Source organism: Vibrio crassostreae 9ZC13 (assembly GCF_000272045.2).
Taxonomy (GTDB): Bacteria; Pseudomonadota; Gammaproteobacteria; order Enterobacterales; family Vibrionaceae; genus Vibrio; species Vibrio crassostreae_C.
Genome location: NZ_AJYZ02000037.1, coordinates 169,665 through 184,036 on the forward strand (window position 1 = coordinate 169,665; position 14,372 = coordinate 184,036).

At 44.9% G+C, this 14,372-nt stretch carries 12 protein-coding genes; 1 reads left to right on the forward strand and 11 read right to left on the reverse strand.

The features are described from left to right. Positions 1-27: 27 nt before the first annotated feature. Genes A136_RS11545 through rppH form a run of 5 tightly spaced genes read right to left on the reverse strand, consistent with a single transcriptional unit; the run spans position 28 to position 5,338 of the window. Positions 28-879 (reverse strand): thymidylate synthase, encoded by an 852-nt coding sequence (locus tag A136_RS11545; protein ID WP_017062870.1) that lies wholly within the window; start codon positions 877-879, stop codon positions 28-30. Positions 880-888: 9 nt separating this feature from the next. Continuing rightward, entirely contained in the window at positions 889-1,710 is an 822-nt protein-coding gene (lgt, locus tag A136_RS11550; protein WP_017059338.1) for a prolipoprotein diacylglyceryl transferase, read from the reverse strand. A 57-nt stretch (positions 1,711-1,767) separates the two neighbouring features. Next, positions 1,768-2,559, reverse strand: coding sequence for a sulfite exporter TauE/SafE family protein (locus A136_RS11555; RefSeq protein ID WP_017059337.1), 792 nt, complete (start codon positions 2,557-2,559; stop codon positions 1,768-1,770). Between the two features lie 8 nt (positions 2,560-2,567). Then, positions 2,568-4,817, reverse strand: coding sequence for a phosphoenolpyruvate--protein phosphotransferase (ptsP, locus tag A136_RS11560; RefSeq protein ID WP_017059336.1), 2,250 nt, complete (start codon positions 4,815-4,817; stop codon positions 2,568-2,570). Positions 4,818-4,819: 2 nt separating this feature from the next. After that, positions 4,820-5,338 (reverse strand): RNA pyrophosphohydrolase, encoded by a 519-nt coding sequence (gene rppH / locus A136_RS11565; protein ID WP_017059335.1) that lies wholly within the window; start codon positions 5,336-5,338, stop codon positions 4,820-4,822. Between the two features lie 616 nt (positions 5,339-5,954). Between rppH and mutH the strand changes: the two genes are divergently transcribed. Beyond that, positions 5,955-6,620, forward strand: a complete 666-nt coding sequence (gene mutH, locus A136_RS11570; protein ID WP_032546406.1) for a DNA mismatch repair endonuclease MutH — start codon at positions 5,955-5,957, stop codon at positions 6,618-6,620. A gap of 88 nt (positions 6,621-6,708) precedes the next feature. On the opposite strand, the gene A136_RS11575 is transcribed toward mutH, so the two are convergent. The 6 genes from A136_RS11575 to recJ form a co-directional block, all read right to left on the reverse strand. Continuing rightward, positions 6,709-7,020, reverse strand: a complete 312-nt coding sequence (locus tag A136_RS11575; protein ID WP_004735016.1) for a DUF6482 family protein — start codon at positions 7,018-7,020, stop codon at positions 6,709-6,711. 204 nt (positions 7,021-7,224) lie between these two features. Continuing rightward, positions 7,225-7,476: a hypothetical protein gene (locus A136_RS11580; RefSeq protein WP_008224444.1), complete on the reverse strand. Its 252-nt coding sequence runs from the start codon at positions 7,474-7,476 to the stop codon at positions 7,225-7,227. Between the two features lie 567 nt (positions 7,477-8,043). Continuing rightward, positions 8,044-9,378, reverse strand: coding sequence for a cyclic-di-GMP-binding transcriptional regulator VpsR (vpsR, locus tag A136_RS11585; RefSeq protein WP_017062873.1), 1,335 nt, complete (start codon positions 9,376-9,378; stop codon positions 8,044-8,046). A gap of 271 nt (positions 9,379-9,649) precedes the next feature. After that, complete coding sequence (gene lysS / locus A136_RS11590; protein ID WP_017059330.1) at positions 9,650-11,182, reverse strand: lysine--tRNA ligase; 1,533 nt, start codon at positions 11,180-11,182, stop codon at positions 9,650-9,652. A 98-nt stretch (positions 11,183-11,280) separates the two neighbouring features. Beyond that, a protein-coding gene (gene prfB / locus A136_RS11595) for a peptide chain release factor 2 (RefSeq protein ID WP_100208942.1) occupies positions 11,281-12,379 on the reverse strand; the annotation gives its coding sequence in 2 pieces (ribosomal slippage) (positions 11,281-12,303 and positions 12,305-12,379; 1,098 coding nt in all). 235 nt (positions 12,380-12,614) lie between these two features. After that, positions 12,615-14,351, reverse strand: a complete 1,737-nt coding sequence (gene recJ, locus A136_RS11600; RefSeq protein WP_017059329.1) for a single-stranded-DNA-specific exonuclease RecJ — start codon at positions 14,349-14,351, stop codon at positions 12,615-12,617. Positions 14,352-14,372 lie beyond the last annotated feature (21 nt).

Consider the following 14,372-nt stretch of genomic DNA (forward strand, 5'->3'; position numbering starts at 1 on the left):
CCTTTCAATCAAACAAAGCGAGTGAGATTAAACCGAGAATGGGTACTTAATCGCTTCGTGGCATTCGTAACCTTCAACCCAGAAGTCATCCATCGTTACCCATGTTTCCAAATCTTCTAGAGACTTAATCTGAGGATTGATATGGAATGTTGGGCCAGCTAACGGCTCACGCTTTAACTGGATATCACGCATAGGTGCAAGTTGATCTTCGTAAATATGAGCATTTACTAGCTTATGGTAAGCCACGCCAGCTTTCTTACCCGTGATTTGCGCCATGATAGCTAGGAAGACATACACTTGAACCATGTTGAAGTTCAGGCCTAGGGGTACATCGCAAGAGCGCTGAGTGCTGTTTAGGTACAGAGTATCACCAAGTAGTGAGAAGTGATGGCTGTACATACACGGACGCAAACATCCCATGTGGAACTCACCTGGGTTGTAGAAGTTTAAGATCTCGCCGCGGTCATCAATACCGTTAGTTAGATCATCAACAATCTTCTTCAGTTGGTCGATATGACCGCCGTCAGGTTTTGCCCATGCACGTCCTTGAACGCCATAAACACGGCCCATGTCATCTTCACCCTTGCGGTAAGGGTTATTCAGCCATGCTTCATTCAGGTTAGAATTCGCATCCCAAGTTTTAGTCCCTAGCTTACGAAAATCTTCAGCATTGTCGTAACCACGGATATAGCCAAGCAGCTCAGCAACTGCGGCTTTCCAAAAACTCTTACGCGTTGTTACCAGTGGGAATTGGTTATTACCAACATCATATTCAAGATCAGCATTGATCACGGTTAGGCAGCGCTTGCCCGTGCGTTCATTTTCAATCCAAGTACCGTTATCAACGATACGCTGACAGAGATCTAAATACTGTTTCACACCAATTCCTTACTTCGTTTGTTGTGGTAATTCGTCTTTGTAGTGACCGCGCTTGTATGCCCATACCATCATCAGCACACCGATGATAACCATTGGCAGTGACAAAATTTGTCCCATAGAGATAAACCCGCCGAACAAGCCTAAATGAGCATCTGGTTCACGTACGTATTCTACTAAGAAGCGGAATGTACCATATCCTGCAAGGAATAACCCTGATACAGAACCAAGAGGACGAGGCTTTTTAATAAACCAGTTCAAGATAAAGAACAGCACGATCCCTTCAAGTGCCATTTCATAAAGCTGAGATGGGTGACGAGGAAGTGGACCACCGTTAGGGAACACAATCGCCCATGGCACATCCGTAACACGGCCCCATAGTTCACTGTTCATGAAGTTACCTAGACGGCCCATACCTAAACCAAATGGGACGAGTGGTGCAATCATGTCTGCCACGCCAAAGAAGGTGCGACCATTCTTTTTCGCATACCAGAACATTGCGGTGATAACACCCAGCAAGCCACCGTGGAAAGACATACCGCCAGTCCATACCTTAAATAGGTACAGTGGGTCTGCTAGGAAAAGGTCAAAGTTGTAGAAAAGTACGTAGCCAATACGACCACCCAACACCACACCTAGAAAGCCAGCAAACAGTAAGTCTGATACTTGCTCTCGAGTCCAACCACTACCCGGTTGATCAGCTCGGCGATTTGCTAACCAAAGAGCAAACATAAAACCGACAAGGTACATTAGGCCGTACCAACGAACTGAGATTGGTCCTAGTTCAATAAGAACAGGATCGATATTTGGGAATTCGATAAAACCCTGAGACATACTTGGCTCTCTATCTAAATTGATTAACGGTTAGCTCAATGACTAACAGAAAAGACACTACAGCAGCATTGTGGCTGCTATAAACATTAAAAATACCGCAAAGAATTTCTTCAGCACAGGGGTTGGCAATTGAGTGGCCAGTTTCGCACCCACTCGAGTGGTCAAAACTGAGGTACAAGAAATCGCGATCAAAGCCGGTAGATAAACATAACCCAAGCTATACGCAGGAAGATCATCGACAGAAGATCCATGCCAAATGAAACCTAGCATTCCCGAAATCGCGATAACACAACCGCATACCGAAGATGAGCCGACGGCTTTACGCATTTCCACACCGTGATGGTTAAGGAAAGGTACCGATAAAGACCCACCGCCAATGCCCGCTAAGCTTGATACCAAACCAATCCCGCCGCCACACAACACGGTTTTAGCTGAACCCGGCATCGATTTTTGGCTCTTGGAGCGAATCGACAATAGCATTTGCAACGCCAACACCAAAACAATCACACCAAAGACTTTTGGTAAGTATTGAGCTGGAATTACATCGGCCACGAAAGAGCCGAGGAAGCCACCTATCACCACACCTGGCATCAACCATTTAACGACAAACATCTCTACGTTACCCAACTTTAGATGGTTAATCGCAGACGATCCCGACGTAACGATGATGGTTGATAGCGAAGTAGCCAATGCCATTTGCATCGCAAACTCTTGGGGGATACCCGCTTTAGGAAGCAAAAACAGTAAGGCAGGAACAACCAGCAAACCACCACCAATGCCTAGCAAGCCTGCTAAAACACCAACAATAGCACCAAGGCCCGCTAACAAGCCTATCAGTTCATATGACACGTTAAATCCTATTTTTTACCTGCTCGAATGAAGCCTGTAAATTCACGCTCTTCGAAATAGTTCAGCATCATACTATAGATGTCACTACCATACGGTTTTGAAAGTGCCTTATTTGCCAAATCCTGTAATTCAGCCAAGTTCGATTGACGAATCAAATATTTGGTTCTTGCGACATTCGAGGTATTCATACTTAACGTCTCATACCCCAATCCAATCAATAGCAGCGCGCCCATCGGGTCACCGGCTAACTCGCCACAAATACAAACAGGTAATTGATATTGCTTACAAGTATCATGAATTTGTTTTAATGCCATGATCACCGCAGGGTGCATTGATTCATAGACATCGGATACTCGTGAATTGTTCCGATCAACCGCTAATAAATATTGGGTTAAGTCGTTGGTACCGACTGAAACAAAGTCGACCTTATGCGCAATCAGCGGCAGTATGTACAGCATGGATGGCACTTCAATCATGATACCAACGCGAGGCATACGCACTCGGTTATCAAGCTCATGCACTTCATCATACGCTTGTTCAATCAACTGTAGCGCGTCATCCAACTCCTGTGCACCAGAGATCATCGGCAGCAAAATACTCAAGTTATGGCTTTCACAGCTCGCACGTAGCATGGCACGTAACTGAATAATAAAGATGTCAGGATGATCGAGCGTAAACCGAATACCACGCCAACCAAGGAATGGATTGTCCTCTTCGATAGGAAAATACGGTAAGGCCTTATCACCACCGATATCGAGTGTACGCATCACCACTTGTTTCTCTGGGTAGCTTGCCAGTACAGAACGATACTGCTTGAATTGTTCATCCTCTGACGGGAATCTTTGCTGCAACAAGAAAGAAATTTCAGTTCGATACAGCCCTACGCCATCAACGCCTTGGTTGATAGCGATGTTAGTGTCTGCACTTAAACCCGCATTAAGCAGAATCTCGACTTGCTTGTTGTCTTGCGTTTTTGCCGGTAGGTACAGCTCGCGATTGACCATAGAGGAGAGCTCACTCTCTTCTAGAATCAGCCCTCGATACTCTTTGAGCAGGCTTTTAGTCGGCTCAATAAAGATCTCACCGCTATACCCATCAACAATCGCTCGCTTGCCATTAGCTTGAGCTAGGTTGAGGTTTACCCCCATGACGGAAGGTATGCCAAGCGCTCGAGATAAAATCGCTGCGTGCGAGTTCGCCGCCCCTTCCAAGGAAATCACCGCTAAGAGCTTTTCTTTGGGAATAGACGCTAATACCGAAGCGGTTAACTCACGAACCACTAGGATAATCGGCTTATCTAACGTGCGAAGTTCATGTTCAGAGTTGTGGAGGAAATAGAGCAGCCTTTGTCCGAGCTCTCGGATGTCTTGTGCTCTCTCACGAAGATACACGTCCGACATACGAGCAAAGCGATTAGAATAACTCTCTACAACCTGTCTTAGTGCCCAATCGGCTTTATCGCCTTTCTGGATTTGGCTTTTTAGATCCTTACGCAGCATAGGATCGTTGAGTAAGTGAGTAAACAGGTCAAAGATCGCCAACGCATCTTTATTGATTTCGCTATCTAAGCGCTTTCGCATGCGCTTAAAGTCATTGAGGGCGTTTTCAACCGCTACCGCCAACAACTCATGCTCTCTCTCTATATTGAGCGTCGAAGCAGGATAAACATCGGTGAGTTCAGGCTGAGTGTTGTCCCACCATAAGTCACCAATCGCCACGCCCGATGAAGCTGCAATACCTTTAGTAGCCGGTAGCTTCTGTTGCTCTAACAGCCAATGGCCTTGAGTTTGGGCGTGCGCCACAATAACGGCAAGTTGTGCAGAGAGCGTGACAAGGAAGGATTCTTCCATCTCACTAAATAAACGTGGGGTCTTCTGTTGAATGACCAATACACCGAGCACTTGCTTGCGGTGGATAATCGGAGTACCGAGAAAAGAGTGATAGACGTTTTCTCCAAGCTCTGGAAAAAACTTATAAGCAGGGTGAGCAGACGCTTGTGCAAGGTTGATAGGTTCAGCACTTCTTTTAACAAGGCCAACCAGACCTTCGTCAAAACCAATGTGAATGCTATTGCCTTTGAAGATCAGGCCTTGAGTTGCCATCAACTCAAGGCGCTGCATATCATTATTTGCCAAATACACGGTGCAACATTCCGTCTGCATCGCACTGCATGTCTCTTTAACCAAAATATCAAGAGCCGTCGACACATCTTCAACTCTTGATACGTGTTCAACTATTTCCCTTAGTTGACTGAGCATGCTTAACCTCTACGCAATTTGCGCTTTCCTTTTATTTTTCGCTCTTTAAACGGCATTGCTAAAGATGCGAACTCTTTCATCGCTCGACGGTAAACATCTCGCTTGAAAGAAACAACTTGTCGAACTGGGTACCAGTAACTCACCCAACGCCAACCATCAAACTCAGGTGTACTTCCACGCTGCATATTGATATGCGATTCATCGCAATCTAAGCGCAAAAGGAACCACTTCTGTTTTTGTCCAATACAGACAGGTTTAGAATCCCACCGAACCAGTCGTTTGGGTAGCTTGTAGCGTAACCAATGACGACTTGTCGCGACGATCTTTACATCCTTTTTAGTAAGGCCAACCTCTTCATACAACTCGCGGTACATTGCCTGTTCCGGAGTCTCACCTTCATCTATTCCCCCTTGAGGGAATTGCCATGAATGTTGCCCGTATCGTTTAGCCCAGAAGACCTGACCATGGTTGTTACAGATTACAATACCAACATTTAATCGGTAACCATCGCCATCTATCACTGGCCAACCTCTATCTAAATTTTTAATTACTCTGATTTTTCCACATATCCCCAATCGGAGCAAACTTAGTGACGTGATAAGCGCTATATTTATGAATAATAACTAGGAATATGGATAAGTTTTGCTCAAATTCTAGTTACCCACACAATAGTGAGACATAGACCACATTTATTCACCTTTTCTGTGAATAACTATGTGAAGAATTACCCGCAATCGTTTTTTTTAATCCATAGATTCATCAACACCAAAAACAACAAATCAGTCAAAATAATTTTATTATTATATAAATCAGCAAATTAAAATAACATTCTAGTTTTAAAAAACATTAGAAATGTAAAAGATCTTTCAGAAACCTGACATGGTTAAAGATCAACCACTCCGATGTTTATCCACACTACTAAGTGAAAGATTCATTTTGAACCCCATTTGGCAAGCATTTTATCCACCATAAACCCCTGTTTATTTATCCACTAAATTAATATTTCAATTAATTACCTTTATGTCCTGTGGATAACCCTGAGTTTGATCCCTTCTCTCGCAAGGAGATCATTTCTTAACCAGTCGTCATTTGGTGATAACTTCTGATAAAATCATTTTTTTGATCATGCCTTTTATTATGAAACCAGAACCACAAACACAACAAGAGCTGTTAGAGCGCGCGTATGCCATCGCCGGAATGACCTTTAAAGAGCTCGCTGACGAAGCTGAGATGGTGATGCCAAACGACCTTAAGCGTGATAAAGGCTGGGTTGGGCAGCTATTGGAATGGCACTTGGGTGCACCTGCAGGCAGTAAGCCAGAACAAGATTTTGCCAAGCTCGGTATCGAGCTAAAAAGCATTCCGATTAGCTACTCTGGCAAGCCACTCGAAACCACCTTTGTGTGTGTTGCTCCTTTGATGGGTGTGCAAGGCATAACTTGGGAAACCAGCCACGTTCGAAACAAGCTGTCTAAGGTGTTGTGGATCCCTGTCGAGGGAGAAAGAGAGATCCCGCTAGCAGAGAGGCATGTAGGATCCCCATTATTATGGACACCTAGCCAAGCTGAAGACGAACTCTTGAAGCGAGATTGGGAAGAACTGATGGAGTTGATCGTTTTAGGCAATGTTGAACAGATAACAGCAAGACACGGTGAAGCACTGCATTTACGTCCGAAGGCTGCTAACAGTCGTGTGTTAACGGAAGCTTACGGTGCAAGCGGAAAACCTATCAAAACTAAACCACGTGGTTTCTATCTGCGAACTCAATTCACCCATAAATTACTGACAACACATTACGCATAGATCGTTTAATCGAGCCTCGATAGCCAAAACTATCAGTGCGTTAAAAAACAGTCTGGAATTAGAATCAATATCTCGCTACCAACGCCTCTTAATGAGGTTTGAGCGCCAGTTCAATATCACAGTAGCTTTGGCTTGGCTCATTACCAAACTCATCGTAGGCGTTGTGTAAGCGAAGATACGCCTTTTCAAAGCCGAGCCGGAGTAACTCCTCTTTCACTTGATCCAAGGATCCAAAGTGAAGCGGCTCGCCGTCTTGCTTTACCGGTTCTAGCTTATGTTTGTACTCCACCGCCAATAGATATTCTGAAATATCAGAACAGCCAATAACGTACACTTTGGGTGTTTGATAAGAGTCTTTGTGCTCTCCATGTAACCACATGTCTAACTGATGCTTTTGCATAACCGGCCTCCCTTGCTCTCTATAGCTTAGTAGAACTCTATTTCTTTACTAGGGCACGTTGATTTTTCTCGATTAAAAAAACAAAAAAGAGAAGCCAATGCTTCTCTTTTTTGTCCAGTTCTAGTTCAAAAGCGCTCACTTTTGACACCTAACTATCACCGTCAATGATTTAGGGGGTTGAAAGGTGCGATCAACCCCGAAAGATTACGTCGGTATTCGCGCGCTAAGAACACGACGAAGATGACGAACGCGACGTTCAATGGTGACAACTTCAGGCTCAGAGAAACCAATTGGACGACCATCGGCTTCAAGGCCAATATCTCTTAGCAAATGAGTGTTGTGCCAAGGTAGGTCTAGTGAACTACGACGTACTTTTCGCTGCCATTCCCGCTCTTCACGACGAAGATCGGCACGGATAAGGACTGTTGCTAATTTTAAATATACTGAGTGACGCATAATAACTCTCCAGTTGTTGAGTCAACTGAGGAAAAATAGCGTGTTAGATAGTATGAGGGCTTCTCACTTAGCTGCTATTTTTCCGCAGCCAAATAAGGATACGGATCTATTAGTTAGGTTTATCTTGGGTGTTTCGATCGGCTATGGCTGATGTGAGTGACATATCAGTCACCATGTCAGTACACGGATCAAACGACGCGCAAATATGCTGTATAAAATCGAAATGTTTCATTTGCGCCTCCAAGCTAACTAAAAAATCCAAAAAAAATGGGGAAGTAAAAGCAGACAAGTCTTTGTTAAATCGTTGCTTTAACGGTTAAAGTCTAACCAAGTGAGTATATTATTCAACCGCTAATTGATTAACATTTTTAAAACAATGCATTCGCCTGAAATATTAGTTGCATATTCATTTACATATAACATATTCACTATGATTATATAAAATCACAGCATATCTCTCTTAGGGTCTAACTAGAAAACAACGGACTACCCTTCAGAAACAAAAAAGCCACGTAGATACGTGGCCTTTAATTTACGGTGACTGAATAAAGTCATGTAGAGAAGAGTCTAAACAACACCTTCAGAGATTAGGCTGTGTTTATTCAGCAAGCGGTACATCGTCGCTCGTGATACACCGAGCTCCTTAGCCGCCAATGAAACCTGACCACCGTAAGATTCCAATACAATCAGTAACGCATCGCGCTCTGAGCGCTCTCGAATACTCTTCAAGCTTCGGCGTTCATCATTCTGTTTTGGTAAATCCAGTTGGTGATCCTCAATGATCACAGCATCAGACATCAACACAACACGCTTAATCTGATTCATCAGCTCACGCACATTTCCAGGCCAATGGTATCGATTCATCGAACGGATAGCATCGTCTGAGAAGCTCTTCGCTTGAGCATTAAACTCTTTCGAGTACTCACGCAGGAAATGATTCGCCAGTACTGAAATATCGCTCACACGTTCTTTTAAGCTTGGAACATGAATACGCAGAACATTGATGTAGTGATAAAGCTCTTCATTGAAGTCGCCCTCGATCAACGCCTTCTCGATATCAGAGGAGTTCGCGGCCAGAATACGCACATCGACAGATTTAGGTCCATTCGCAGTTTCAATCTTACCTTCTTGTAGAAAGCGCAACAGGTTCAGTTGTTGATTGCGTGGCATCGCTAAAACATCATTAAGCAAGATGGTTCCGCCATCGGCTTCTTCCAACATACAAGGCGCAGTCGCTGACTGTGCTGATATGCCAAACACCTCGGCCTCTATTCTCATTTCAGACAAGGCACGACAGTTAACCGTTAAAAATGGTTTCTGTGCTCGCGACGAATTTTGATGAATCGAGCGTGCAATCGTCTCTTTACCAGCCCCACTCTCGCCATAAATCAAGATACTGACATCAGTCGGCCCAATACGCTTTACTTGGTCTCTCAAGCGCTTCACGGCCACAGAATCGCCTAGCAGTCCCATGTTGTTATTGATGCCGTAGTTTGGCCATACCTTCTGCTCAAGCTTAAGCATACCCAGTTGGTGACCAATGGTACTCAGCAATTGAGCATCTGGGATTGGTGCCGTGAAAAAGTCGATACAGAAGTTGACGATAAACTGGCAGATCGTATCAGAGCTTAATTGAGATTCACGGATAAAGGCGAGCCATCTCACCTGCTTGTTATTGCTCACAAGGTTAGCAATACCGTTGAGACTGAACTCATCATGACTAAGATCGACAATACCAATACATGGGCCAATATCAGCAATCAAGGCATCGGCTTTTCGTAAATCTGCACACTGGGTACACTGCCAACCCACTTGTTCTAACACTGATAACCAGGGTTCGTACGCACCACCAACGACGATAAGAGAACCTGGTAAGGAATCCATCTTAAATTGAGTTCCCATCCTTCTTCCTTATTCTATTTTTATTTAAATCAGACTAATACGAGTCACTGCTTCATCGTTCGACAAAATGCCGCGAGAGCGTATTCAGCGCAGAGACGTATAGTAGTGAGACTATCTTAGATTTTATGTCTCAATAGTAAGACTATGTCAGAAATAACGATTTTTCGAATCAAGAGTGCGGTACAGACTAGGTTTTGAAGCCCCAAAACAGAAAAAGCCACCCGAAGGTGGCTTTTTAATTACATAGGCTGTTACGCCCTATAAGCGAGAATTACGCCTGTGGACGCATTGCCGGGAACAAGATCACGTCACGGATTGTGTGCGTGTTTGTAAATAGCATTGCTAGACGGTCGATACCGATACCTTGACCCGCTGTTGGCGGTAGGCCGTGCTCTAGTGCAGTAATGTAGTCTGCATCGTAGTACATCGCTTCGTCATCACCCGCGTCTTTCGCGTTAACTTGCGCTTTGAAACGCTCGTCTTGGTCTTGTGCATCGTTAAGCTCAGAGAAACCATTCGCAACTTCACGGCCACCGATGAAGAACTCAAAACGGTCTGTGAAGAACGGGTTGTCATCGCTACGACGAGCTAGAGGAGAGATGTCCGCTGGGTAGCCAGTGATGAACGTTGGTTGAATTAGCTGAGGCTCAGCCGTTTCACCAAAGATCTCTTCTAGAAGCTGACCACATGTCCAGAACGTTTCTACGTCTACGTGTACAGATTTTGCGATAGCAACCATCTTTTCACGGTCTTGTAGGTCTGCTTCTGTTAGCGCTTGAATCTCAGCGTGCTCAGGGTTGTAGTGTTTGATTGCATCGAACATGCTCATGCGAGCGTAAGTGCCACCGAACTCAACCGTTTCGTCACCGTAAGGCATAGAAGTAGAACCAAGAACGTCCATTGCTGCCGTGCTTAGCATCTCTTCTGTCAGATCCATAAGGTCTTTGTAGTCAGAGTACGCTTGGTAGAATTCCATCATTGTGAATTCTGGGTTGTGACGTGGAGATAGACCTTCGTTACGGAAGTTACGGTTGATCTCGAATACACGGTCAAAACCACCCACCACTAGACGCTTAAGGTAAAGCTCTGGTGCAACACGTAGGTACATGTCGATGTCTAGTGCATTGTGATGAGTGATGAACGGACGTGCAGTTGCGCCACCCGGGATCACGTGCATCATTGGCGTTTCAACTTCTAGGTAGCCTTTCGCGCTCATGAAGTTACGGATTGAAGATACAAGCTTAGAACGCACGATGAATGCATTACGAGAATCTTCGTTCACGATTAGGTCAACGTAACGCTGACGGTAACGCATCTCTTGGTCAGTTAGACCGTGGAACTTCTCTGGTAGAGGACGAAGTGCTTTAGTCAGCAATTCAAACTCTTCCATGTTCACGTAAAGGTCGCCTTTACCTGATTTGTGAAGCGCACCTTTAACACCGATGATGTCACCGATATCTAGGCCTTGGTACTTCTCTTTCAGTACTTTTTGAACGTCTTTCGCTGCGTATGCTTGGATACGACCAGAAGTTTCTTGAATCGCAAGGAATGGACCACGCTTCGCCATAACACGACCAGCGATCGCAACGATGTGGTTAAGCTCTTCTAGCTCTTCCTTAGTCTTCTCACCGAATTCCGCTTGAAGATCGCCAGCTAGGTGCTCACGACGGAAGTCATTTGGGTGACCGTTAGCTTTGCAGTTTTGGCGGATGTGATCCAGCTTGCTGCGGCGCTCAGCGATTAGTTTGTTCTCTTCAGGTGAAGAAGCTTCTTGTGCGTTTTCGTTTTGAACAGCATCAGTCATTAGAGATGTACCCTGCTTTTAAAATTTGGACCGCTATATTTTTGTAAATATAGGCATTTTTACCAATATTATTGGTAAAGCTTAATAGTTGATAAAGCTTACAGACCTGATTTCAGGCTAGCTTCAATAAACTTGTCTAAGTCACCGTCAAGAACCGCTTGAGTATTACGGTTTTCGATGCCGGTGCGTAAATCTTTGATACGAGAATCATCCAGCACGTAAGAGCGGATTTGACTGCCCCAACCGATGTCTGATTTCGTCTCTTCGCTCGCTTGTTTTTCAGCATTTTGTTTTTGAATCTCAAGTTCAAAAAGCTTAGCACGTAGCTGCTTCATCGCTTGATCTTTGTTCTTATGCTGCGAACGGTCATTCTGACACTGAACCACAGTGTTAGTCGGAACGTGAGTAATACGTACCGCTGATTCCGTGGTGTTTACGTGCTGACCACCAGCGCCAGAGGCACGGTATACGTCAATACGTAGGTCAGAAGGATTAATGTCGATCGTAATGTTGTCATCAATCTCAGGATAGATAAACGCAGATGCAAATGAAGTATGACGACGACCACTTGAATCAAATGGTGACTTACGAACTAGACGGTGAACACCAGTCTCTGTGCGTAACCAACCGTAAGCATACTCACCAGAAATACGTACCGTTGCGCCTTTAAGGCCAGCAACATCACCATCCGACACTTCGATAACTTCAGTCTTGAAGCCTTTCGAATCTGCCCAACGTAAGTACATGCGCAACATCATTGAAGTCCAGTCTTGAGCTTCTGTACCGCCCGAACCTGACTGTAAATCGATGTAGCAATCTGATGCATCGTGATCACCAGAGAACATACGACGGAATTCCAGCTTCTCTAGCTTAGCTTCAAGCTCGGCCAGTTCTGGTTCAATTTCATCGAACGTTTCTTGATCTTCTTCTTCAACCGCAAGCTCTAATAGGCCATCAACATCCTCAACACCTTGGTCAAGTTGGTCGATCGTTTCTACTACCGCTTCCAATGCAGAACGTTCTTTACCTAGCGCTTGAGCACGCTCAGGTTCGTTCCATACATCCGGTTGTTCTAATTCTGCGTTTACTTCTTCTAGACGCTCTTTCTTAGCGTCATAGTCAAAGATACCCCCTCAGGATATTTGTGCGCTCAGACACATCCTGCAGACGGTTTTTTATAGGATTGATTTCAAACATTTTAGCTCATCATTTATGAGTAGAATTTAACCGAAGAATTGTACTCAAAAGTGTGACGGAGATACAGAATTTTTTAGAGTGGTGAACCAAGATTCAACAACTTAATGGGATATAAAATTGACAGGCATAAAAAACACGTAAATTTTGTAAGGGCAGGAAGGAAAACAAGCCCTGTTTTTGAACAGAGCTTGTTGAATTTGGCACTATATGATGAGCATTATTGAGCCCAAAATCACTATTTGGCTTCGATATGATCAATCATCAGCTGCAACGATTGGTTGCCGCGAAATTCGTTGATATCGAGCTTAAATGCAAGATGAACGGTTTTTACTGATGCATCAGGCCAGCGACGTAGGTCGACGTTAAAGGCAATACCGTCAATCATCACATTGGTTGGGTGGCCTTTGTAGAGCGGCTCAAGCATCAGCTTAAGGTGCTTTTCACCCACCAGCTTTTGGTGCAGCACTTTAAACTCACCATCGAAGATTGGCTCAGGGAAAGCTTGTCCCCACGGGCCACCTGAACGCAGCGTTTCAGCGGTGTGCATCGAGAACTCTTCTGGTAACAGCTCACCATCAGACAAGATAATGCCCTTCAGTGCTGTTTCTCCAAGTTCATTCTTCACCACATCATTGAACAGCTTGCTGAAGCGTTCAAAGTCCTTTTCCATGATGGTTAAACCAGCCGCCATTGCGTGGCCACCAAATTTAAGAATCAAGCCAGGGTTTTGAGTATCAATTCGGTCCAATGCATCACGCATGTGCAGACCCGGAATTGAACGACATGAACCTTTGATACTGCCTTCGCCGCCATCTGCAAACGCAATCACTGGGCGGTGGTATTTGTCTTTGATACGCGAAGCCAAAATACCAATCACACCTTGGTGCCAATCACGTTGGAATAGTGCCAAGCCAGAAGGTAGGTCGTCTTTACCAAATTCAAGGCGCTCACAAAAAGCCATCGCTTCTTGCTTCATACCCTCTTCGATCTCTTTACGTGTTTGGTTCAAGCCATCTAACTCACTCGCCATTCGACGAGCCGCATGGATGTTGTTACTCATTAGCAGCTCAACACCAAAAGACATGTCGTCTAATCGACCAGCTGCATTGATACGAGGACCAAGAGCAAAGCCAAAGTCAGACGCCACCAAACGCTTAGCGTCTCGCTTAGCAATTTCGATCAAGGCTTGAATGCCCGGACGAGCTTTACCCGCACGAATACGTTGCAAACCTTGATGAACTAAAATTCGGTTGTTTTCATCGAGTGGAACCACGTCGGCAACCGTACCCAGCGCCACAAGGTCAATCAGTTCCATCAACTTAGGTTCTGTCATGCCGCGCTCTGCAAACCAACCCAATTTACGCATGTGAACACACAATGCCATCATCAGGTAAAAAGCGACACCAACCCCCGCTAGGGCTTTCGAAGGAAAAGCACAACTTTCAAGGTTTGGGTTAACCATAGCATCGACCATTGGCAGTTCATTGCCCGGCAAGTGATGATCGGTAACCAGAACCTCTAGCCCTTTCTCTTTAGCAAAGCGAACACCTTCAATTGAAGATACACCGTTGTCGACCGTCATGATCACTTCAGCACCAAGCTCGATTGCCTGTTCAACAACCTCAGGGCTCAAGCCATAACCATCTTCAAAACGGTTTGGTACCAGATAGTCGACGTTAGAGCTGCCGAGCATACGTAACGCTAAAACAGACAGCGCCGAGCTGGTCGCGCCATCGGCATCAAAGTCACCAACAATGATGATGCGTTTTTGCTGCTGAATAGCTTTGAACAACAGCTCAACCGCAGCATCAATGCCGCCCAGTTTTTGATAAGAGTGCAAGCCTTTCGCTGCTGTCTCTAGTTGGTCGGCACTGTCGATTCCACGACTCACATAAATGCGCTTTAACAAGTCAGGTAAGTGAGCAGGTAAGACTGAAATGTCGACCTCAGGACGGCGTTGGATCTCTATCATATAAAAATGGGCCCGATATCA

Excerpts from the sequence above, each read along its gene's own strand:
- ptsP (WP_017059336.1), bottom strand. The coding sequence starts at position 4,817 with ATGCTCAGTCAACTAAGGGAAATAGTTGAACACGTATCAAGAGTTGAA.
- A136_RS11580 (WP_008224444.1), bottom strand. The coding sequence starts at position 7,476 with ATGCGTCACTCAGTATATTTAAAATTAGCAACAGTCCTTATCCGTGCC.
- lgt (WP_017059338.1), bottom strand. The coding sequence starts at position 1,710 with ATGTCTCAGGGTTTTATCGAATTCCCAAATATCGATCCTGTTCTTATT.
- vpsR (WP_017062873.1), bottom strand. The coding sequence starts at position 9,378 with ATGGGAACTCAATTTAAGATGGATTCCTTACCAGGTTCTCTTATCGTC.
- recJ (WP_017059329.1), bottom strand. The coding sequence starts at position 14,351 with ATGATAGAGATCCAACGCCGTCCTGAGGTCGACATTTCAGTCTTACCT.
- A136_RS11575 (WP_004735016.1), bottom strand. The coding sequence starts at position 7,020 with ATGCAAAAGCATCAGTTAGACATGTGGTTACATGGAGAGCACAAAGAC.
- lysS (WP_017059330.1), bottom strand. The coding sequence starts at position 11,182 with ATGACTGATGCTGTTCAAAACGAAAACGCACAAGAAGCTTCTTCACCT.
- mutH (WP_032546406.1), top strand. The coding sequence starts at position 5,955 with ATGAAACCAGAACCACAAACACAACAAGAGCTGTTAGAGCGCGCGTAT.